General features: G+C 43.3%; 21 protein-coding genes and 1 riboswitch. Of the genes, 11 read left to right on the forward strand and 10 right to left on the reverse strand.

Going from position 1 to position 22,448, the window contains the following annotated elements:
- Nucleotides 1-87: 87 nt before the first annotated feature.
- Complete coding sequence (locus IEV39_RS12820) at nt 88-1,257, reverse strand: acyl-CoA desaturase (RefSeq protein WP_005288978.1); 1,170 nt, start codon at nt 1,255-1,257, stop codon at nt 88-90.
- Between the two features lie 211 nt (nt 1,258-1,468).
- Here IEV39_RS12820 and IEV39_RS12825 point away from each other — a divergent pair, with 211 nt between their 5' ends.
- A complete protein-coding gene (locus tag IEV39_RS12825) occupies nt 1,469-1,996 on the forward strand; it encodes an META domain-containing protein (protein ID WP_005288976.1) in 528 nt (175 codons plus the stop codon).
- 30 nt (nt 1,997-2,026) lie between these two features.
- Here the strand turns inward: IEV39_RS12825 and IEV39_RS12830 are convergent, their stop codons facing one another.
- The 3 genes from IEV39_RS12830 to IEV39_RS12840 form a co-directional block, all read right to left on the reverse strand.
- Nucleotides 2,027-2,743, reverse strand: coding sequence for a glycerophosphodiester phosphodiesterase (locus tag IEV39_RS12830; RefSeq protein WP_005288973.1), 717 nt, complete (start codon nt 2,741-2,743; stop codon nt 2,027-2,029).
- A 23-nt stretch (nt 2,744-2,766) separates the two neighbouring features.
- Complete coding sequence (locus IEV39_RS12835) at nt 2,767-3,354, reverse strand: cob(I)yrinic acid a,c-diamide adenosyltransferase (protein WP_005288971.1); 588 nt, start codon at nt 3,352-3,354, stop codon at nt 2,767-2,769.
- A gap of 103 nt (nt 3,355-3,457) precedes the next feature.
- Complete coding sequence (locus IEV39_RS12840; protein WP_005288968.1) at nt 3,458-5,335, reverse strand: TonB-dependent receptor plug domain-containing protein; 1,878 nt, start codon at nt 5,333-5,335, stop codon at nt 3,458-3,460.
- Between the two features lie 35 nt (nt 5,336-5,370).
- Nucleotides 5,371-5,585: riboswitch (cobalamin riboswitch) on the reverse strand.
- A gap of 119 nt (nt 5,586-5,704) precedes the next feature.
- Between IEV39_RS12840 and IEV39_RS12845 the strand changes: the two genes are divergently transcribed.
- Genes IEV39_RS12845 through IEV39_RS12855 form a run of 3 tightly spaced genes read left to right on the forward strand, consistent with a single transcriptional unit; the run spans nt 5,705 to nt 8,110 of the window.
- On the forward strand, nt 5,705-6,364 hold the full coding sequence (locus IEV39_RS12845) for a phosphoribosylanthranilate isomerase (protein ID WP_005288965.1): 660 nt from the start codon (nt 5,705-5,707) through the stop codon (nt 6,362-6,364).
- The gene (gene trpB / locus IEV39_RS12850) at nt 6,345-7,589 is read left to right on the forward strand and encodes a tryptophan synthase subunit beta (RefSeq protein ID WP_005288962.1); all 1,245 of its coding nucleotides are present in this window, start codon (nt 6,345-6,347) and stop codon (nt 7,587-7,589) included. The genes IEV39_RS12845 and trpB overlap by 20 nt, the downstream gene beginning before the upstream one ends.
- 8 nt (nt 7,590-7,597) lie before the next feature.
- Entirely contained in the window at nt 7,598-8,110 is a 513-nt protein-coding gene (locus IEV39_RS12855) for a DUF1543 domain-containing protein (RefSeq protein ID WP_005288959.1), read from the forward strand.
- A 59-nt stretch (nt 8,111-8,169) separates the two neighbouring features.
- On the opposite strand, the gene IEV39_RS12860 is transcribed toward IEV39_RS12855, so the two are convergent.
- Nucleotides 8,170-9,948, reverse strand: a complete 1,779-nt coding sequence (locus IEV39_RS12860) for a bifunctional metallophosphatase/5'-nucleotidase (RefSeq protein ID WP_005288956.1) — start codon at nt 9,946-9,948, stop codon at nt 8,170-8,172.
- 215 nt (nt 9,949-10,163) lie between these two features.
- On the opposite strand from IEV39_RS12860, the gene IEV39_RS12865 reads away from it, so the two are divergent.
- Together IEV39_RS12865 and IEV39_RS18525 are read left to right on the forward strand one after the other, a co-directional pair.
- Complete coding sequence (locus IEV39_RS12865; RefSeq protein WP_005288954.1) at nt 10,164-11,159, forward strand: DUF2804 domain-containing protein; 996 nt, start codon at nt 10,164-10,166, stop codon at nt 11,157-11,159.
- Nucleotides 11,160-11,259: 100 nt separating this feature from the next.
- A complete protein-coding gene (locus IEV39_RS18525) occupies nt 11,260-11,757 on the forward strand; it encodes a hypothetical protein (RefSeq protein WP_005288951.1) in 498 nt (165 codons plus the stop codon).
- 323 nt (nt 11,758-12,080) lie between these two features.
- Here the strand turns inward: IEV39_RS18525 and IEV39_RS12875 are convergent, their stop codons facing one another.
- The gene (locus IEV39_RS12875) at nt 12,081-12,956 is read right to left on the reverse strand and encodes a metal-dependent hydrolase (RefSeq protein WP_005288948.1); all 876 of its coding nucleotides are present in this window, start codon (nt 12,954-12,956) and stop codon (nt 12,081-12,083) included.
- A 116-nt stretch (nt 12,957-13,072) separates the two neighbouring features.
- Here IEV39_RS12875 and IEV39_RS12880 point away from each other — a divergent pair, with 116 nt between their 5' ends.
- Entirely contained in the window at nt 13,073-14,095 is a 1,023-nt protein-coding gene (locus IEV39_RS12880; protein WP_005288946.1) for an AraC family transcriptional regulator, read from the forward strand.
- Nucleotides 14,096-14,375: 280 nt separating this feature from the next.
- Here the strand turns inward: IEV39_RS12880 and IEV39_RS12885 are convergent, their stop codons facing one another.
- On the reverse strand, nt 14,376-15,707 hold the full coding sequence (locus IEV39_RS12885; protein ID WP_005288944.1) for a Na+/H+ antiporter NhaC family protein: 1,332 nt from the start codon (nt 15,705-15,707) through the stop codon (nt 14,376-14,378).
- 274 nt (nt 15,708-15,981) lie between these two features.
- On the opposite strand from IEV39_RS12885, the gene trpA reads away from it, so the two are divergent.
- The 4 genes from trpA to IEV39_RS12905 are packed head-to-tail and all read left to right on the forward strand — an operon-like array spanning nt 15,982 to nt 20,076.
- Nucleotides 15,982-16,785, forward strand: a complete 804-nt coding sequence (gene trpA, locus IEV39_RS12890) for a tryptophan synthase subunit alpha (protein WP_005226895.1) — start codon at nt 15,982-15,984, stop codon at nt 16,783-16,785.
- Nucleotides 16,782-17,678, forward strand: a complete 897-nt coding sequence (accD, locus tag IEV39_RS12895; RefSeq protein WP_004775442.1) for an acetyl-CoA carboxylase, carboxyltransferase subunit beta — start codon at nt 16,782-16,784, stop codon at nt 17,676-17,678. The genes trpA and accD overlap by 4 nt, the downstream gene beginning before the upstream one ends.
- Complete coding sequence (folC, locus tag IEV39_RS12900; RefSeq protein ID WP_005288941.1) at nt 17,675-18,961, forward strand: bifunctional tetrahydrofolate synthase/dihydrofolate synthase; 1,287 nt, start codon at nt 17,675-17,677, stop codon at nt 18,959-18,961. Before accD ends, folC begins: the two co-directional genes overlap by 4 nt.
- Nucleotides 18,952-20,076 carry an SPOR domain-containing protein gene (locus tag IEV39_RS12905; RefSeq protein WP_005288938.1) on the forward strand — a complete coding sequence of 375 codons (1,125 nt, stop codon included), beginning with the start codon at nt 18,952-18,954 and terminating at the stop codon, nt 20,074-20,076. The genes folC and IEV39_RS12905 overlap by 10 nt, the downstream gene beginning before the upstream one ends.
- A 22-nt stretch (nt 20,077-20,098) precedes the next feature.
- Here the strand turns inward: IEV39_RS12905 and IEV39_RS12910 are convergent, their stop codons facing one another.
- From IEV39_RS12910 to IEV39_RS12920, 3 genes are all read right to left on the reverse strand, one after another.
- On the reverse strand, nt 20,099-20,683 hold the full coding sequence (locus tag IEV39_RS12910; protein ID WP_005288936.1) for a dual specificity protein phosphatase family protein: 585 nt from the start codon (nt 20,681-20,683) through the stop codon (nt 20,099-20,101).
- Nucleotides 20,680-21,498 (reverse strand): MBL fold metallo-hydrolase, encoded by an 819-nt coding sequence (locus IEV39_RS12915; protein ID WP_005288933.1) that lies wholly within the window; start codon nt 21,496-21,498, stop codon nt 20,680-20,682. Before IEV39_RS12915 ends, IEV39_RS12910 begins: the two co-directional genes overlap by 4 nt.
- Nucleotides 21,499-21,796: 298 nt before the next feature.
- Entirely contained in the window at nt 21,797-22,432 is a 636-nt protein-coding gene (locus IEV39_RS12920; RefSeq protein WP_005288930.1) for a peroxiredoxin, read from the reverse strand.
- Nucleotides 22,433-22,448: the final 16 nt, after the last annotated feature.

Raw genomic sequence — 22,448 nt, forward strand, 5'->3', positions numbered from 1 at the left:
ATGCAATAGGGAAGCGTAAAACAGAGGGGTGAAACAGCAGATATAAAAAATGGCCTCAATCTGAGACCATTTTTAATTGCTAAGCTGTTATTCAGAAACAGGCGCTTTTTTGATGTTACGCATTAAGGTTTCCAAACATTCACGGTGATGACTTAAACGATGTTCAAGTAACTGGAAATCAACTTTCAGCTTATGATCCATTTGATGGATTTTTTCAGCCATGGCTGCTTTTTTCGCTTGAAGTTCTTGTTCTTTCAGCTTGGCCCAATCATTTAAAGTATGGGTGAAAGCTTCATATTCCTGAGCAATACGTTGCTTCATTTGCACGATGTCGGTATTCACATCATGCCCATAGATCGCAAGATCGCGTTCCGCATATTTAAACTTCATCGCAAGTTCGGCTTTTTTGATATTAAAGCTTGGAATACGACGTAAGTTTTTCGCTAAACCAAGCTTTGAGCTGGTCCAGATTAACCATTTGGTTGGGTCATATTGCCACCATTTCACGCCATTACGGTAGTCGTACTGGAAGATGTGATGGTAGTTATGATAACCCTCGCCCCATGTGAAAATAGCTAAGACAAAGTTGTCACGTGCGGTATTTTCATCGGTATAAGGACGTTTGCCCCACATGTGGCAAAGCGAATTGATGAAGAAGGTCACATGGTGGCTGATGATCAAACGCAATAAACCACCCAGTAAAATCACGCCCCAGATGTCGCCAGTCGCCCATCCGATTAAGCCCAGTACACCGACATGAACAGCGATGACCATTGGCACATAATATTTATGCTGGAACATCACCAGTTTGTCATTGAGCAAATCAGGGGAATTTTTAAAGTCAGGTTCAGATGGCGAGTGGTCGCGAATCATCCAGCCTAAGTGTGCGTACCAGAAACCACGTTTAATTGAATACGGGTCTTGATCGACATCATCGACATGGCGGTGATGGGTGCGGTGACCTGAAGCCCAGAACAAAATACTGTTCTGCACAGCAAAGGTACCGCCAATCATCAATAAAATTTTCAGCGGTAATGCCGCTTCATAAGCACGATGCGCCCAAAGACGATGATAACCGGCTGTAATGCCCAGGCTACTCAGCGCCAAAAGGAAGATCATGCTCACCCAAGCACTTACACTAAAATCATAATAATAAGCATATAAAGGGATTAAAATAGCGGCAAGAATTGGTGTGCCAATTAAGGTAATGCTAGCAGTCCAGTTAATGGGTGCCTTTTTGAGTGGGGCGGAATTCATATCCGTCAGCGCTCCTAATAACCTTGTTTGTACAAGATAATAAAACTAAACGAGATAGCAAAACCAATCATGACGATATATTGCTATTTTATCACTGATATTAGCATGCCCAAATCGATTAGCACTAGTATTATTGTACAGTTGTATCGGAAGAACAGTAACAGAATTCATTTGTAAATATGGTCAATGAATTAAAAGGTGAAATAAATCAATGTCTGAGCAAATTACCATGAAAAATCCCATTTTTTCTTTGAAGGCATTTTTTAACAAAACTTTAATCTTCTCTGCTGCTGTCATGCTTGCAGCCTGCCAAAGCCAACCGCAGCCCGCACAAAAACATAGCTTGCAGCCAAAACGGGTGACACAGCCACCTGCCATGCAAGTCCGTAAAAGTACCGATGGTGTTCAGGATGTGGATTGGCAAATTACCACTATCCAAGGCAAGCGCGCGTTGTTCTTTAACCAGTATCCCGGTTTTCAGCTTAACTCGGTTTCCAAGATGGTGTCAGGGCATACCGGCTGCAACAATATTTATGGTCGTTATAAATATGATTTCAGCCAGCGTAAACTGGATTTTGATGTGATGGCACAGCATCAAAGCTGTAACCGCGCTTTGGCGCAAGAGGCAGATTTGATGGATGCGATTCAGCGGGTTGAACGTTTCCAGCTGGATGGTGCAAACCTGTATTTATTAGATGCAAAAGGACAACGTTTGATTCAGGCCCAGCGTAAGAAATAAAATAAAAGGCGGAATTTATTCCGCCTTTTATTATTTTAAATGTTGCAACATGGTCGTTGGAACATCGGTAATTAATCCTTGAATACCCAACTGCTGCAGGTGCTTGGCACGTGTAACCTCATTCACTGTCCAGACACTAATCTCAAGATTGGCCTGTTGGGTCCGTTCTATGATTTCATCTGTCGCCAAGGCATCTCCCCAGCCAATCTGACAGCAGCCATATTGCTGCGCTAGTTCTATTGCATATTCTCCAATCGGAATTTCAACCAGTAATCCACGCTTAAAATGACTTTGATGGCGCTGTAAGGCAGCTAAAATTTTGACATCAAAACTGGTAATGGTTGCGCTTTGCTCAAAACCTTTTAAATCTTGATGTAATTGATAGACCAAGCGTTCAGCTGCTGCATCATCTGCAACGGCTTTAATTTCAACTTCGATATGTTCAAAGTCAGTGAGACACTCAAGAACATGGGGAAGGCTAGGGGTATACTCTTCAAATGCCCATGCCTGCCATTGATGGCGATGATCGAATTGCTGTGCTTCGAATAAATTGCAGCTTTCAACCTGTTGTGAGCGGCCCGCAGTGCGGACAAAATCATCATCATGAATCACGACCAATTGATCATCTTTCAGTTGGCGCACATCAAATTCAACACCACGTATACCTAAATCATGCAGATAACGAAAGCCGCCTAAGGTATTTTCAGGGGCCTCGCCACGCGCACCACGATGACCAATAATTCGCATTTGTTTCTGCCTTGATTGAAAAATTATGCTTGATCGATACTATCGTTAATATTCTTTTGCCATAGCACTTCGCTACCACCTTCGGCACGTTGTAAAGCACGTGAGGCAACAAATAACCAGTCGGATAAGCGATTCAATAATTGTAGCGCAGTCGCCTGAATATTCTGGTCGCGATGATGTACTGACAATAACGCACGTTCTGCACGACGGCAAACTGCACGGGCTTGATGGGCATAGCTGCATGCCAAAGTACCTGATGGCAAAATGAAGTCTTTTAACATCGGTAAAGACTCATTCATGTGGTCAATTTCTTTTTCCAGAAAGTCGATGCATACCGGTTGAAGCAGGTGATAGTTTGGAATACAGACTTCGCCACCTAGATCGAACAACCAGTGTTGGATCAGGCTTAAGCTTTTATCCCAATGCGCTTTAGTTTCAATCTGGCTGGCACTGATTTGTGCGCGAAGCACACCAATGGTTGCATTGAGTTCATCGACATCACCGAGTGCAGCAATGCGTAAATCATCTTTGGCAACACGTGAGCCATCTCCCAGACCGGTGGTGCCTGAGTCGCCTGTACGTGTATAGATTTTACTTAAACGATGTCCCATAGTTCTGTTTCTCTGATCCTGAAAATAAAAAGGGGATAATGTCGGTCAGAACATTACCCCGAAACTGGAGTTAAGAAAATGTTTTTATTATTTTAGCGCAGGATTAATAACGGAATGTGACACCCGCAGAAGCTAAGCGACCACCGTTGATGTAAAACTCATCTCCGCCAAAGTTAGCGGTTTTATATCTAACATCACCGACATTTGCGATATTGGTAAACAATTTCACATTTGAGCTAACATTCCAGTAAGCATTTAAATCTACTGTTGCATAGCCTGGTGTGTATTTAGACGTTTTTGATTCTGAAATTTTTGAGTGCGATTTAGCAACTAAAGACGTGCTTAATCCATAAAGTTCATTCTCTAGGCCTGCGGTCAAGGTTAAACTTTGACGTGGTCTACGGACTAATTCATATCCGCTTTCTTCATTTTCTGTTTTTACATAACCATATTCGGTTGTTAAGAATAGATCATCTTGTTTCCATTTCAAACCTACTTCACCACCAAACATTTTTGCTTTATTCACATTGTTATATGTTGCAGCCGAGATTTGATTCACTGGATCATAATCTGAAACGTATTGGATCAGATTTTTAACTTTTGTATGGTAAGCCGATGCATATGCTGACAGTCCATACGCCAGTTTTTGGTCAATACCAATTTCATAGGACAGGCTTTCTTCTGGTTTTAAATCGGGATTTCCTACAGTGATATAAGTACCGTATTCATCCTTAAATTGAGATGAATAATAGAGTTGATTTCCTGTTGGAGCTTTAAAAGCAGTCCCTATATTCGCATAGACACTGGTTAGTGGTGCTATTTGAATGCGACCAGCGATTTGCCCTACGGTTTTAGTACCAAACTGATCATTATCTTCTATACGGATACCCGCTTGAGTACTGAGGCCATTTTGATCGTTATATTGATGTTGAACATAGTAACCAGTTGAGTCTAAGCTTTGCTTTTCGCCTTTAATTGCTAGACTTTTAACATCAGCATTATTGATAGAAGCGCCTACTAATAAATTTTGATTCTTAGTAAAATTCCATTGAAGATTGATATCACCTTCGTTGCGCTCAGTATCAAAATAATAGGTTGAGCTTTTTCCTGTGAGTTCATCTTTAAAGTTTGAATAGTGAGCATTAATTTTTAAGTTATCTAAAATTTGATAATAAGCATTAGTATTAATTAGTCGATTGAAGAAGTCATGTGAGCCGCCATAATAAACGTTGGTACCTTTATTTTCATTGATACTCACATTTGCGCCATATTGATCCTGTTCATAGCCAATTTTGGTACTGTAACCTTTTTGATCATAGCTGGCTTTTTTCTTGGACTTATTCGTTACGTTTGTACCATCACTTTCTTGGCGTTGTCCTCGAATTTGAGCATACAATCCATTATCTGAAACAAGGTCTGCGCCTACAATAGACTTGTAAGTTTTATTCTCGCCAGCTTCAGTGGTTAAAAATAGTTTTTGTTGTTTTGGTGGCGCTGTTCTTACATTGATTACTCCACCAATCGCATCTGTACCATATTGGACTGATGCAGGTCCTTTTAGGATTTCAATTTGGTTTACATCGCTTAAATCGATATAAGGGATACTTGTACCACCATCTAGTGCGGTATTTAATCGTGCGCCGTCTTTTAAAAATAGACTATGGTTTGAGTTTGTCCCACGAATAAATAAAGAGGAGTTTTGGCCCATTCCTCCTTGTTGAAGGATATGTAAACCAGCATCGCGTTGTAGAAGATGCCCTAAATCAGCAAGAGGTGATTGTTGAATTGTCTTTTCATTAATTACATTGATACGTGCAGGGACATCTTCAATTTTCTGTTCACTACGAGATGCTGTCACGACAATCGTATCTAGCGTCGCAGTTTTATCGCTGGCTTGATCTTGAGCAAAAGCAGGTGAAGAAAACCCCATCGCAATAGCGATAGCCCCAACTAAACGAGTTGGTTGAAAAACAGTAGACATGCGCGCTCCAGACATTCACCCGTCGTGAATGATAAAGTGGAAATACACAACAAGCAGGTCTCCGGACTTCACTATAAATCATCAAATCAATGATTGTACTCATCATCTTCCCACATCGTTCCGATGCAGTGATTTGGCGTTAAGCTGGGATGAGTAATTCAGTGTTACCGTTGCGAGGGCAGTATTGGAATTTCACCAACTTCCCTATAAGCAAAAGAAATTGCTTTAGACTTGTTGCAAGATTACGCAAAGTATAAAGTGTTAACGTTTCTTAAACAATTGCATTTCAGAATGAACTTTGCACAAAGTGAGTCAAATTGCATTACAATGCGAGAGCTTCAAAAATATTCAGACTAAATTGGACAGCTCATGCGCCAAAGCCAGATGCGAACTCGCGCCAAGATTTGTGGAATTACCCGAATACAAGATATTCACGCCGTTGTACAATCTGGTGCAGATGCGATCGGCTTTGTTTTTTTTCCGCCAAGTCCGCGACATGTCAGTATTGAGCAGGCGCAAGCATTGGCAAAGCAGGTCCCGCCTTATGTACAGCTCGTCGGCTTATTTGTAAATGCAACTGCTAAAGAAATCCAGACGGTGCTTGATTCGGTTCCTCTGGATGTATTACAACTACATGGCGATGAAACGCCAGAACAATGCCAATTCATCGCAACGCAATGCAAACGTCGCTGGTATAAAGCCATTCAGGTCAAACCTGGTCTGGATGTGGCCGCTGAAATCCAGCGCTATCAAGTAGCGGGCGCCAGTGCAGTGTTATTAGATGCCTGGCATCCTGAGCTAAAAGGTGGGACAGGGCACAGTTTTGACTGGACGCAATTTCCCCAACTCGATATTCCACTCATCCTGGCCGGGGGCTTAACCCCTGAAAATGTCAGTGAAGCTATTGATACCACAGCTGCTTTTGCTGTGGATGTCAGCGGAGGCGTCGAGTCCGCAAAAGGTATAAAAGACCAACAACTGATTGAAAAATTTATGCAAGGAGTCCAACGTGGATCAGCAAAGCCTTAGTCAAAAAAATCAAGTGATTGACTACACCCAGTTTCCCGATGCGCAAGGGCATTTCGGTATTCATGGTGGACGTTTTGTATCAGAAACGCTGATGGCTGCACTTGAAGACCTCGAAAGTCTTTATGGTCGTATGAAGAATGATGCACAGTTTTTAGCAGAGTTTGACCGTGATCTTGCGTTCTATGTTGGTCGTCCGAGTCCGCTGTATTATGCCGAGCGATGGTCTCAGCACCTCGGCGGTGCGCAAATTTACCTGAAACGTGAAGACTTGAATCATACCGGTTCGCACAAGGTCAATAACACCATTGGTCAGGCATTATTGGCAAAGTTGTCGGGTAAGAAACGCATCATTGCGGAAACCGGTGCAGGTCAGCATGGCGTGGCGACGGCAACCATTGCAGCACGTCTGGGTATGGAATGTGTCGTGTACATGGGTGCTGAAGACGTGAAACGTCAAGCCATGAATGTCTATCGTATGCGTTTGTTGGGTGCGACGGTGGTTCCGGTACAAAGCGGTTCAAAAACCTTGAAAGATGCCATGAACGAGGCGATGCGTGACTGGGTCACCAATGTTGACAGTACTTATTATGTAATTGGTACTGTGGCTGGTCCTCATCCATATCCGCAACTTGTTCGCGATTTCCAGTCGATTATTGGTCGTGAAGCACGTCGTCAAATCCAGGAACAGGCAGGGCGTTTGCCAGATGCTTTGGTCGCTTGTGTCGGCGGTGGTTCAAATGCGATGGGCTTGTTCTATCCCTTCCTGAATGATCAAGATGTGAAAATGTATGGTGTTGAAGCCGCAGGTCATGGCATCGAAACCGGTAAACATTCTGCGCCGTTGAATGCAGGACATGTGGGGGTATTACACGGTAATCGTACTTATTTGATGTCGGATGAGCAAGGGCAGATCATTGAAACACATAGTATTTCTGCTGGTCTGGACTATCCAGGCGTAGGTCCGGAACATAGTTTCCTCAAAGACATGAACCGTGTGGAATATGTGCCAATCAATGATGATGAGGCCTTACAAGGTTTCCGTGATTTGACCAAGATTGAAGGTATTATCCCTGCACTTGAAAGTTCACATGCGATGGCTTATGTCACTAAACTTGCACCGACTATGTCGAAGGATCAAATCATTATTGCGACAGTTTCAGGCCGTGGCGATAAAGACTTGATGACGGTTGCGCGTATTGATGGCGTGGAAATGGTGGATATGTAGGTCTTAAGATGCCAAGTCTGTTTATGGTGATGCTGGGTGGCCGTCATGCGCGTGCAAACACCGAAGTACATGATGTGGTGATGGCAATTGGTCATAGCTTGTCTGAGCTTACACCGCAACTGAAACAGGCTTGGTTTGGTGAATTAAAAGGTTTGCATATTGATGCCTGGGCGCAGATTTCAGGTGTGCGGTCGCAAGGTGTGAATTATCAGATCCAGTTTTCAGATGCGGCACCATCAGCATCAGATAAAAAGCTGTATTTGATTAATTTGGGCGGCTATACGCCAAATGCATTTGGTGAGTTGCATAGCTATCATCTTGTCGTTGCAGCTGATGCAGTGGCGGCAAAACAGTTGGGCAAACAGTTCATTGAACAACACTGGCATAAGCCGCATACCGATCGTGTGGTGGATGTCGATGATTGCATTCCGATAGATCATATCGCAGGGCGTTATATCCATTTGGTTCAAGGTGAATTTAGTCCGATGATTTGGGAAAATACTTATCTCACCTTAGCTTAAGCATGGTTTTAGAAAAAAATAGGGAAGCATATGCTTCCCTATTTTTATTTATGATGTGATTAAGGTGTGACTTTGATTCGATCGGTTTTAGGTGCGGTCAGTGGTGAATGCTGAGCCACATATTGTTCCAGTGCATCAATATCTTGCCCACCACCGACAGGATTTTTACCTTGTTTTAATACCGTGAAGTTATCACCACCATCGGCAAGGAAGCTGTTTACGGTTACACGGTAAACCTTGTTATCATCCAGCGCTTGTCCTGCAACCACGATATTGCTGGCGCGTGGTGAACTCGATGCATCTTTCTTATAGGTATAACTTAACTCTTTAGACGGCTGCAAGATACGTACCGTGGCTGCATTGGCGCCTGACCATTGTTGCTCTAGTACATCACGAATCTGTTTGCCTGTCAGACTCAGGGTCACAATCGAGTTGCCAAATGGCTGCACGGTAAAGACATCACCAAAGGTGATCTGATTATTGGTATTGACCAGTAAATCGGCGCGTACACCGCCCGGATTCATCAGGGTAAAGTCAGAACCTTGATTACTTGCAGTGAGTGCCATGGCCTGTTGGGCATCGGCAATTAAATTACCCAGAGCACTTTCACCACTTTCGGTGGCATTACGATTAATCACACCATCCGCGGTACCGACGACACGGGCTGAAATGCTGGTCACGGCTTGACGATATTTATCCAGAATGGCTTCAATGCTTGGGGTTTTATTAAATTTCTCATATAGATCCGTCAAGTTCACTGTGGTTGAGCCCGAGGTATAGGCTTCACTTTGAATCGGAACCTGTTTGGCATCTTTCTTAATCACATCACCTGTTTTGCCATCCAGTTCTAATTGAATATTGGTAATGGCGGTACCGTATTGTCCGGCAGAGGTGAGCAGGAACGGTTTTTGCGGATTCTTGGTCGAGTAATCACAAATATAAGATTGATGGGTATGTCCAGAAACCACCACATCAACTGCAGGATCTAGGCGATCGAGGATACCGAGTAATGGACCGCTAAGGCCATCACAAGTTTTCTTATTAAATTTGGTACTTGGTGCGACGCCTTCATGTACTACCACCACAATCGCTTCAATACCTTGTTTCTTTAACTCTGGAATCAAGGCATTGACCGTATCGGCTTCATCATTAAAGTTAACGTCTTTAATACCCGCAGCTGAGACAATGCTGGGTGTCGCTTTCAGGGTCATGCCGATAAAGGCCACCGGAATGCCACCATAGCTTTTGACTTTATAGGCGGGGAACAGGGTTTTGTTGGGATCAGCCTTCATTGAAACATTGGCAGCCAGGAAGTTAAACTTGGCACCCTCAAATTTTGGATTGATCTGGCAGGGTTTGGTACTGGTATATTGCTGACAGCCACCATTTTGCAAGCGACGTAATTCATCTGTGCCACGGTCAAACTCATGATTGCCGACTGCGTTAAAATCGATCTGAATATCATTCATGGTTTCAATGGTCGGCTCATCCAGAAACAGGGATGAGGTCAGTGGGGAAGCACTAATCAGGTCACCTGCCGAAACGACCGCATTATTTGGATATTGCGCGCGTAATTTTTTAATCGCATCGGCAAAATAACTGACGCCACCGACAGGAATACGTACCGTTTTGCTACTGTCATTTGGGTCATCTGCTTCTATAAAGCGTTTGGGCGGTTCAAGATTACCGTGAAAATCATTGAACGCAAGAATGTTGATATTTTGGTTTTTGCGTTCAACCGTTGGCGTTCCATCATTATCGTCATGATCATTACAGGCCGTTAAAGCCAGCATCATCAGACAGAGAACTTTGGCTTTTAATAATTGTTGGGTCATCATTGTTTTTGATCGGGTGGTATAGGATTGTTTTCAAAAATAAAACTTCTGTATGAATGTTTGATGAAATTATGAGCTAGAATCATTTGGCAAGCACTTGGATTGAGCGCTAAGAACTATGGCAAAGTCATCAGTTTTACAGATAAAACGATTAGCAAATTTGTCCCCTTAAGCTTTATGATTGAAGCAGTGCAAACCCGTACTCATGGAATGAAAGAATGGATTTGATACAAACCAATGGTCAGCCACGTTATGGACGTTTTGATCAGGTACCCTCAAGAATTAATCTGGATGATTATATTTATAAAACGCCTTATGGACAGGTATTAACCGGCTGGCGCAAGCAACTGAAATATAAAAAATTTAAATTCTGCGGTTTGCAACATGAGCATTACAGCATTGGTGTGGCAATTGTCGACCTATCCTGGGCTGGGCATGCGTTCTTTTATATTTATGATCACCAGACTAAAAAAGTGATTGAGTGGAATGCGATTCAACCTTTGGCATTCAAAACACAATTGGATGAGCAGCCGTTATTTAGTCAAAGTTCGTTCAAAAAATCAGCCTATCAATTTGATATGCAGCATGCCAATGGCGTGCGTTATATTCAGGTCAGCAAACATGGTGAAATCCAGCTAAAAGCCCGAATTTTTTGTGCAGGGACCGACGCCTTGAGTTTATGTAGCCCGACCGGAATTAATGGCTGGACCTATACCCAGAAGCAGACCACACTGGCGGTTGAGGGCTTTTTTATCAGCCCAGCCCAGCAAAAGATTGAATTTAATGCCCATAGTCTTGCGACTTTGGATGATACCTGTGGTTTTCTGCGCCCTGAGACGGCCTGGTTCTGGTTGTCTTGCCAGTTCCGTGATGCGCAAGATCGCCGTATTGGTATCAATCTGGCATCAGGCGTCAATGAAAGTTTTGGTAATGAAAATGCCTTATGGGTGAATGGGCGTTTGTATCCGCTGACAGATGTTTTATTCGAGCAAAAGAATGAAAATACCTGGTCGATTCGTTCTTTGGGGGGATGTTTAAATCTGGTGGTGGAAACAGGCTGGTGCCGTTTTGAAAATATTAATCTGCGTTTAATTGGTAGCCAGTTTAATCAATGGCAGGCTAAAGTCAGTGGGACGATTGCCCATGAACAGGTGGAATTGGTGGCATTAGATAATCAATATGGTTTGTTAGAACAGCATTATGCGAAGTGGTGATGCTGTTTAATTTAATCGCTTGAATAAGCATAATGTTGGCTAACTATTTTTAGCTTATTGAGTCTTTATAGGAACTTTTCTGGTTGATATAAAATATGAAATGAAAAGAGAAAAATTTGAATATGAAAGCATGATGTTAAATATATTTAATTCTTTAGATAAATTTGGGCTAACTGTACAGAACCGTTTGGTATCTATTCAATTTTCAAACTCAGCCTTAGCTCAACAGTTTTTGGGGCGATTTAAGCTTGTCGTCGTCCTTTTTTTACTTTTGTCAGGCTGCTCTAATATCAATAATGATATTTTTTTGACCAAAGAAATTCCAGCTGCAAAAGTCGGAAGTCCTTATTATGCAGAAATAAAGATGAAGGAATATGCTGTCATCGAGGATACTTTTCTTGTAGTAACAAATATAGATCAAAACGGTGGCTTGATAGTTTCATCAGGTCATGGTGTAAACGAATCTGCCCCGCATGCTATGACCAAGATTGAGGGTACACCCATGAAGTCTGGTATTTATAAGATAAATATTTCCGGGACGATCAGGGAGGGCTTAAAAGATTTTAATCAGGATTTTGTTTTGAGAGTAGAGGAGTAGTAATTTCTTGTATTTGAATTCTTGCTGTACTCGTTAATATCGCTGATAAGTTTGTAGTTAAAAAATCGTCTTTTAATAATTATAAGAAGTTACGATTAAGTTCTGCTAAGCTAAAAAAAATTCTAAATTATATAATTCTCATTAGCGAAAGATATCTTAGAGAAGGACAAAAGCACTTTCTTGTCGGTTAAGCTAAGAAAGTGCTCAGGTGTTGAAGGGTGAGAAAAAATGTGAAGCTTCTTCTGCTTGTAAGCAAACAGTGTGCGTATATCTAATAAAAGTAATCCATCAATATGATCAACACGGCAAAATCTGAACTTGGATCATAATCCCGCTTGCCAGAACGCTTCACCTGCAGCAATCGGATCATTGGTTTTAGCCAAAGTATCAATCCAGACATCATACTGGCGAATCACCGGATGTTGATTTGGATGGAAGTCCTTTTTAAACCAGTCACTATATTGCGCTCTTTTCGCAGTCAAAATACCGTTACGACCAAAGAACCAAGGTAAGCCTTTACGCGCCATATCAAAACGTTGTCTTAAGCTAAAACCATCGGTTTTGAGCATCACATCGGTACGATACAGGGTAAAACCAAACATCATCACTGTGGTAAAGACCAAGGCAAAGCGACGGGTTGCTTCTGGGACTTCACCGACTTCACGCATCACATCAAATGCTACATCGCGATGTTCCATTTCCTCAATCGCATGCCAGGCAAACAGCGCACGTACAAAAGGATCGGCTTCTGCCAAGGTTTCTTTTTTACTATAGAAGGTATCTGCCATCAGTGCGGTTAAATGCTCGGCAGCTGCGGTCATGGCAATATTGTATTGGGGAGAGCGATTCTTCAGTTCAAAGCGAAAGATTTTCTTTAAACGGGTGGTGAACTGCTCCACAGGCATACCCTGATCTTTCATGATCTGGTTCATTTTGTCATGCGCGATACCATGCTGTGCTTCCTGCCGAATAAAATCAGCGACACGGTCCTGCAAGTCTGGATCATCAATTTTGTCACGGAATAAACGGACACATTCAATAAAGTAGCGCTCGCCATCGGGGAAAGTCAGGCTTAAAGCATCAAACATACGGGTACGGAATGGGTCGCCACCGAACCAGAAGCGGGGTGCCTGCTCGAGATGGAAGTCCAGTTTGGTTCTGACCACGGGATCAACTTGATAGGAAACATGTGCATTCATCTTTGCTATTCCTTGTTTTTCTTCATGTAGCCAGTATGGAAAAAGTCCGATGAAATGTTTTGACAGTTACAGCCAATTTTTATACAAATAACGACAGCTCAGGATGAGATTGGCCCATGTCTGTTAAAATAATCATTGGATATTTACGTTTGTTGAATCGCGTTTTGCAACAGGAACAAATTGATTTGTCTAAAGTTGTTACACCTGAACTTTGGCAAACCTTTCAGGCCTGTCTGGAAAATCCGGATGAGCGTGACTTTGATGTCGAACGTTATGCGTTATTGTTACAGGCAGCTCAAGCACACTTCACCCGTCCGATTACTTTAGTTTTGGCTGAACATGCCAATTTGCAGGATTTGGGCTTGATGGGTTATCTGGCCTCAACCAGTATGGATCTCCAGCAGGCACTTCAACTCTTACAACGATACTACTCGCTGGTGTTTAAACAAACCAATCTGGAACAGCTCGATGTCCAGCAGTTTCCTGATTATATCCAGATTGTCTGGGGCGCATCTTATTGCGACTATCGGGAAATGTATGAGCTGAATCTAGCCTTGATTTTTAAAATCGCGCAATCGATTGTGCAGGATGCTCTAGTGCCACCGCAGATGATCCAGTTTGGTTATGCCCCGCATACAGCACTGTATCATTTTGAAAAATTCTATGGTTGTCCGATTCAGATTCAGCAGGGCCAATATGCGATCCGCTTTTCCAATCAGGTTTTAAAGGCAAAAAGTATTGCGGCAGACCAGCAGTTGAATCAGGTCTTGTCTACTCAGGCACAGCATTCATTGAACAGTGTCAGCTCTTTTGAGGTTCAGCAACAGCAGTTTAAACAGAAAATCCATAGCCTGATTGAACAGGGCTTAGTGCAGCAGGAAGAAGTATTGCAAAGCTATGTGGCGAAGCGTCTGCATTGTTCGGAACGGACACTTCAACGTCAGTTGAAGGCTTATGAATTAAATTTTCAGGATGTGCTGGATCAGTATCGTCTAGAACAGAGCAAGCTGTATCTGCAACAAGGTAAGTCTTTGTCTGAGATTGCGGAGCGGCTAAATTATGCGGATCAGAGTGCGTTTGGACGGGCGTTTAAGCGTTGGACAGGCGTTACGCCTAAGCAGTTCTTAAAATCTCTGTAGATTTTAGATCAAACTTTTAATTAATAAGTGCTTAGCTAAGGTAGTTTAATTTTTAAACAAACAAATGGGTTTGATATTTTCCTTACTTTTCAGGGATGAAAAGTAAGGAAAATCCTCTGTTGGACTGACGCTACATCCTGAGCAAATTTTAAAGCCCTGCTTTGAAATGCAGCGCAAGGCTAGTCCAACGGGCGACATCCATGTCGCCTACCACGATAGTAGATTCTTGTCTAAATTGAAGCGTTATTGAGAGTGGGATTTGAGTAGTAATTCAAATCTTCTATGATTTTTTTAAACGCGGATAATTAAAGACAATGGCAAGCACCGCACAAATCGCAAGAATCCAGCAATAGTAGATATTGCCAATCAATTCAATCGGAGAAAGTTTGGCAATTGAACAGGCAAGTAGTAACTGCGCTCCATAAGGAATCATGCCTTGAACCACACAAGAAAAAATATCCAGTAAAGCTGCACTTCGTTTAGGATCTACGCCATATTCTTTGGCCACTTCACGGGCCATATCTCCCGATAAAATAATCGCAACGGTATTGTTGGCCACAAATAGATTCGAGAAGACCACCAGAAAACTAATACCGAATTCACCAGCACGCTGTTTACCGAATTTAAATAGGCGGGTAATCGCATAGATGCGTTGAATCAGCCACTGCAATCCGCCTTGTTTTTGCATCAGGGCGGACAATCCACCCAGCAACATGGAAAGTAATGCCACCTCAAACATGCCGACAAAGCCATCATAAATCGCACTGTTCAGCTTGAGTACATCAAAATCCGGTTTTTCAAGCAGCCCCATCAGACCTGATAAAATCACGCCGATCATCAGCACTGCCAAAACATGCAGACGGGTAAAAGCAAGAAAGAACACCGCCAGATAAGGCAGAATCAGCCAGAGATCATAAGGCTTGGATTGAATGGCTTCTGCCTGATGGCTCATGGAAATATAAACCATTAAGGTGATGATGGCTGCGGGAAGTGCAATCCAGACATTGACCCGAAATTTATCTCTGAGTTCGACATTCTGGCTACGGGTAGCTGCAATGGTGGTATCCGAGATCATGGACAGGTTATCGCCAAACATGGCACCACCAACCACCGCACCAATGGCATAGACAGGTGCAATATCAGTCGCTTGAGCAAAACCAAACGCAATTGGTGCACAGGCTGCAATGGTACCCATCGAGGTACCCATTGCGGTGGCAATAAAGGCGGCAATGATAAACAGCATGGGTAAGACAAATTCTGGCGAAATAAGCGAAAGTCCTAGCTGTACCGTCGCATCGACGCTGCCAATGGCACTGGAAACACTGGCAAAGGCACCTGCCAGCATAAACACCATAAACATCAGAATCAGATTCGGGTGACTGGCACCTTGCAGGAATTCTTCAATCGCTGTATTGAGTTTCTGTTTATACAGCAGAAGGGCGAGAATCACCGCAGGTATTGCAGCCACAGGTGCCTTGACCTGATAAAAGGCAAATTCAGTTCCGATCATTGAATGATAAAGACCACTCCCAAGAAAGATGATCAAAAATACCAATAGCGGCAGCAAAGCAAGGGCATTGCTTTGTACTTTTTCGGGAGAGTGGGCAGACATAAAATAAAAAGGAAACTTAAAAATTGCGGCTAGTATAAAGGAGCTTGGCGAAATTCTAAAATGCTAAGCGATCAGCCTGAAATTAGGAATCTTTGATCATTGAGAAAAAACTCAAAATATAGATAAATGTAGCAGGGGAGTTGTAAGTCGCAGGATTCGCTGTCGCATTCACGTCAAACTCTGTTCAATGAACAAAAAATAGCGTTACAATGCAGTGTTTTTAAATGACCACAAACAACTCCTTAATTTATATAAATCAGGAAAGCATAATCCTATGTCACGTCTTGCCACTCGTTTTGAACAGCTTAAATCTCAGCAACGTAAAGCGCTTGTTTCTTATGTAATGGCAGGTGACCCGCATCCACAAGTCACTGTTCCATTGCTTCATCAAATGGTTGAGGCAGGGGTTGATGTTATTGAACTGGGTCTTCCGTTCTCTGACCCGATGGCAGATGGTCCTGTAATTGCTTTGGCAGCTGAGCGTGCTCTGGCAGGTGGAACCAATACTTTAGATGCATTGGATATGGTGAAAGCTTTTCGCGAAAAAGATCAAACGACACCGGTTGTTTTAATGGGCTATTTAAATCCTGTTGAAGTGATTGGTTATGAAAAGTTTGTGACTTATGCGAAAGACTGTGGTGTTGATGGCGTACTTCTGGTGGACTTACCACCTGAAGCATCTCAGCAATTAGGTGAAGTTCTTAAACAAAATGGAATGGATCAGATTTTCTTGCTTGCGCCAACCTCAACCGACCAGCGTATTCAACATGTGGTCAATCAGGCAAGTGGTTTTGTCTACTACGTGTCACTCAAAGGTGTGACTGGTGCAGCAACCCTAGATACTGCTGAAGCAGCAGCGCGTATTGCAAAAATTAAATCTAAAACCAGTGTACCAGTCGGTGTTGGTTTCGGAATTAGTGATGCAGCGTCTGCCAAAGCGATGGGTCAGGTTGCCGATGCCGTGATTGTGGGAAGTGCTTTCGTTAAATCTTTTGCGACATTGCCAGCAGATCAAGCTGCGCAACAGACGGTGAATAAAGTGAAGGAGCTTCGAGCTGCGCTCGATGAGTTAGTATGAGTCAAGAGTTAACATCAGGGAAGGTTCTTAACCCTTCAACCCCTTGGACTGAGCGTCATGTTCCTGGTATTCAGGTGGCAGATCAACAGCAAACGTTTAAAGCGACCTTTACTGAGCCTACGATTGAATGTCCTGAGTGCCATGCACTGGTGACACGTACTGCCATGTCATTTAATGCCTATGTCTGTCCTCAGTGTGATGAGCACCTGCGTATGCGTGCGCGTGATCGTCTGAACTGGTTCTTTGATCAGGTCAATGGTGAGTTAGGTCAGGAATTTAATGCCAAAGATCCATTAAAGTTTGTGGATAGCAAACCGTATCCAGATCGTATGCGCGAAGCGCAAGACAAAACGGGTGAGACAGAAGCACTTGTGGTAATGCAAGGTTCGCTTAAAGGTTTAGACCTTGTTGCCTGTGCTTTTGATTTTGATTTCATGGGCGGTTCAATGGGTACAGTTGTGGGCGACCGTTTTGTTCAGGCGGCTGAACGTGCCATTGCTTTACACCAGCCGATGATCTGTTTTGCAGCCTCAGGCGGTGCACGTATGCAGGAAGGTATGTTGTCCTTGATGCAAATGGCGCGTACTGCAGCAGCCATCCAGAAAATGAAAGAAGCACGTGTGCCTTATGTGGTGGTGTTAACTCATCCGGTTTATGGTGGTGTAACAGCTTCATTGGCCATGTTAGGTGATGTGCATATCGCTGAACCGAAGGCGATGATTGGCTTTGCCGGTAAGCGTGTGATTGAACAAACCGTACGTGAGAAACTGGAAGAACCGTTCCAGCGTGCAGAATATTTGCTTGATCATGGTGTGGTCGATCAAATTGTTCATCGTCATGCATTACGTGATACTGTATACAGACTTGTTGCAAAACTGATGAACTTACCTTGAAACCGCACGCTCCACATTCAACGGATACATTAACAACATGGCTCGATTATTGGGGCCATGTTCATGTTACAGGCATTGATTTAGGTTTAGAACGCGTTATTCCTGTGGCTGAAAAGCTGGGTGTGATCCACCCTGAGGCGAAAGTATTTACTGTCGCAGGTACGAATGGTAAAGGCTCAACCACGACAACTTTAGCTGCAATTTTAAATGCGCAGGGTTATAAGGTGGGCCTGTATCAGTCACCGCATATTTACCGTTTTAACGAGCGGGTAAAACTGGCGGGTGCCGAGGTAGATGATCAGCGTCTGATAGATGCTTTTGTACAGGTCGATCAGGTTCGCCGTGAATGTGGATTAAGCCTTTCTTTTTTTGAAGCAACCACTTTGGCTGCTTTTGTCATTTTTAAACAGCAACAATGTGATGTCTGGGTACTTGAAGTCGGTCTGGGTGGTCGTCTTGATGTGGTCAATGTGATTGATCCGGATGTTGCTGTGATTACCAATATTGGTTTAGATCATGTCGACTGGCTCGGTGATACGGTCGAAAAAATTGCTTTCGAGAAAGCAGGGATTATTCGTCCGAATATTCCGGTGGTTTTTGCCGGACAACAGCAACTTCCACAAGCCATTCAAGATAAGGTGGCTGAAACACAAGCCCAGTTATATACACTTAATCAAGATTATTTCTATCAGCTGGATGAAGATGGGCAAACCTGGTCATTTGCATCTTCTGGTAGCACCTTAAAGCTTCCTGTTGGTCAGCTGGCTTTGGATAATATTTCAACTGCGGTTGCTGCTGTACTGGTGAGTGGAATAGACATTTCACAACAAGCCATCGCAACGGGTATTCAGCAGGCACGCCTACAAGGCCGTTTTGAAATCAGACAAATTCAGGATAGAACCGTTATTTTTGATGCGGGGCACAATGCCCATGGTGTCGAATTTTTGTTGAAGCAGTTGCGAAAATTCCTAAAATACAATAAACAGTACACAGAAGTTGTTGCAGTATTTTCAATGTTGGCAGATAAAGACATTCCATCTGTCACTGATTTACTAAAAACAACAGTAAAAGATTGGTTTATTGCTAATTTAGATGTGCCTAGAGCCGCACCAGTGCAACAGATTCAAGATGCATTGCAAGGGCAACAGGTCCATGAGTTCGGCAGTATCCAGCAAGCGTTTGAAACTGTGCTGAAACAAGGTAATAACAATCAGCTGATTTTAGTCTGTGGTTCGTTTCATACTTTAGAAGCGGTCTGGGAGTATTTAGAAGAATGTCGATGAATAACAAACAACGTTGGATGGGTGGCGTTGTTCTATTAGGAGGTGGTGTTTTATTGGCCGCACTGCTTCTTAAAGGTAATGAAGAAATAGAGCAAGATCATACGCAAGCTACCGTTACTCATCCTATTCCCAAAACAGCCACTAAGCCAAAAACTGCTCAGCCTGCCCAAGAGAGTGAAATGGTTTCATTACAACCTTTAGCGGTTGATGTTGAAACAGAAAAACGTTTGCTTGAAGAACAACGTCGCTCTCGTGAAAAAGCAGTTGCTGAACAAGAGGCACGTGCAGCTGAATTTTTAAAAATGCAGCAGCAGGCAGAAGCAGCAGCAGCGCGTAAAGCCGCAGAAGAATACGCAGCGATCAATGCTCGCCGTACCGCTGCACAGGAAAGTTCAGACAATATTCCACCTGAACTGGTTGAAGATGAAAAAGCCAAGGCAAAACGACTGGCTGAAGACAAACGCAAAGCGGATGAAAAGAAGCGAGCGGAACAGTTAAAAGTAGACCAGCAAAAGACGACTGATGCTGATAAAAAGCTAGCGGAAGATAAACGTAAAGCAGAAGCAGCAAAGAAAGCGGAAGCTGATCGCAAAGCTGCGGAAGACAAACGTAAAGCAGAAGCAGACAAGAAAGCTGCTGAAGACAAGCGTAAAGCAGAAGCGGATAAAAAAGCTGCCGAAGATAAACGTAAAGCTGAAGCAGACAAAAAAGCCGCGGAAGACAAACGTAAGGCAGAGGCTGATAAGAAAGCCGCTGAAGATAAACGTAAGGCCGAAGCAGACAAGAAAGCTGCTGAAGATAAGCGTAAGGCAGAAGCTGAAAAGAAAGCCGAAGCTGAAAAAGCCCGTGATCTGATGGAAAATGGCGATAAGAAATGGATGGTACAAGTGGCACTGGCCGCTAATCAGGCCAATGCAGATGCCGTGGTATCGAAATTACGTGCTAAAGGCTATAAGGTAACAACTAGCCCGACCTCTAAAGGTATTCGGATCATGGTTGGCCCAGCCAAAGATCGTGATACTGCGGATACGACCCGTAAGAAAATTACCACTGATGATAGTCTGAATATGAAATCAGCCTGGGTAATTGACTGGGTGCCACTCGACCAGCGTTAAATGAAACCCTTTTGATGGGATGCTATGAAGATGGATTCGACAGTTGCTGTTGAATCCATTTTACATTTTCAGGGCTCAGCAAATGCTCGATATTCTTCCAGATTACATGAAAACCATAGCCACCTTGTTTCATTTCTTTTACCGCATCTTCAATCGACCAGTGTTCAAAAATAATGCGGTACATGGCAATGGTCGCACCTGTACGGTCTGAACCATGATAGCAATGGATTAACACTTTTTGATTGTTCTGTTTGGCAGTTTGAATGGCACGCATCGCTTGTAATAAGTCTTCGCGATTGATCGCCCAGGTATAAATCGGGATATGGACCAGATTAAAGGGCTGATCTTTAAGCACCTTGGCATCGTCATTGCGTGCACGAAGGTTGATCACCGTATCAATATTGTACTGTTTTAAGCTTGGAATTAACTGATTGCTCGGCTGTTCGCTACGAAATACATCACTGCTGATCTGATAAAAATTATGGGTGTGTGAGATCAGTGTTCCCCAATTTTCAGGGCGTTGTTCATTATCCAGACCTGGATGTTTCATACAGCCACCGATACTGAGGCAGGAAGTGACTGTAAGTGCGATGAGTGTTTTTTTCATAAGATAGCTTGATAGCGACTGAATTCAACGGGATCGTGTGCACAAATTAACTCAATCTTGGGTTCATGTTGAGCCAGAGATTGTAAGCGTTTCAGGTTATGCAAACGCTGCTGGTTATCTTCAGCCAATAAACGTTCGGTAAGATCGAGCGCTCTGAGTTTATGTTTAGGATTGAGTTCCAGATGAGAAAAGTAGGCATCCCCACAGAACAGAATCCAGCCGTCCTGTTTTTTTATTGCAATGCCAGTGTGTCCAAGTGTATGTCCGAGCAACGGCACCATTAAAATTTCATCCTGAAACAACGGGAGGCCTTTTACGCGCTGGAGATTAAACCATTCTTCACCATCGCTATGTTCTGCAAAGCTCCAATGTCGATGCTGTTTAAACTGCGCGGTTTTATAACGTAGTTTGCCTTTGCCAGATAAAGTCTGGGTTGCATTAAATTCAGAGGCCAGCACATGCACGGTTGCATGGGGAAAATCAGAGATGCCGCCTGCATGGTCAAAATCCAGATGGCTCACAAAAATATGTTTTACCTCATTGGGACTAAAGCCGAGTTGCTGAATCTGTTGAATGGCACTGAGTTTCAAGTTCGGCACGATCGAACCAAATTGTGTCAGCAAACTGCCAAGGCGCTGTTCGGTATGTAAATAGTCTTGCAGGCCCAAGCCGGTATCAACCAATACCAATCCCCGATCAGTTTCAATTAATAAACAGTGACAGACCAGATGGGCTTTCCAGCCTTTTTGTCCAAATAAAGGCGCACAGACAGGGCAAAAGCTGCCACAATGCAGGTGATGGATGTTATAGATCATGATGATTTTTATTGTGTTCCGGATCGAATTATTTTTATAACGTATCGATTCAGAAATACCAAAACAAATTTGAATCAGACCGAAAAAAGCCTATCGCTGAGATAGGCTTGATATTTTGTCTTGCACTGCGATCTTGCGAAGCTTTAGTCGCTTCTCAGGAATGAGCGTTGCTGGTCTTTATGGCTACGCACTTCGTTTGTCTTGCGCTTCGCTTGAAGCCTTTAATCGGCTTCAATCTCTTAGCTCACAGCATAGCTGTTCACCTTGCGTTTCGGAACGAGCGTTGCTCGTTTGATCCTCACTCAGGCTGGGGCGTGATTCTCAAATACGGTTTGACGGCTTTATAGCCTTTCGGGAAGCGTTGTTTGATTTCTTCCTCATCCTTTAATGACGGCACAATCACCACATCTTCGCCTTGTTGCCAGTTTGCGGGTGTCGCGACTTTATGGTTGTCGGTAAGTTGCAGTGAGTCGACCACGCGTAAAACTTCATTAAAATTACGGCCTGTTGATGCTGGATAAGTAATGATCAAACGTACTTTTTTATTTGGGTCAATAATGACCAATGAGCGAACGGTTAAGGTTTCACTGGCATTGGGATGAATAAATCCATAAAGTTCAGACACTTTTCGGTCTTTATCGGCAATGATGGGGAAATTCACCGTGGTATTCTGGGTTTCGTTAATATCCTGAATCCAGCCTTTATGCGATTCAACATCATCCACTGAAAGGGCAATGGCTTTAACACCACGCTTGTCAAATTCATCTTTCAGTTTGGCGGTATAACCCAGTTCGGTGGTACAGACCGGTGTATAATCTGCTGGATGGGAAAACAGAATACCCCAGCTATCGTCCAAAAAGTCATAAAAATCAATATTACCTTCGCTTGATTCTTGCTGGAAATTTGGCGCGGTATCGCCTAAACGTAATGTCATGATTAGTCCTCTATAC

It is taken from the genome of Acinetobacter courvalinii (assembly GCF_014635545.1).
GTDB classification, from domain to species: domain Bacteria; phylum Pseudomonadota; class Gammaproteobacteria; order Pseudomonadales; family Moraxellaceae; genus Acinetobacter; species Acinetobacter courvalinii.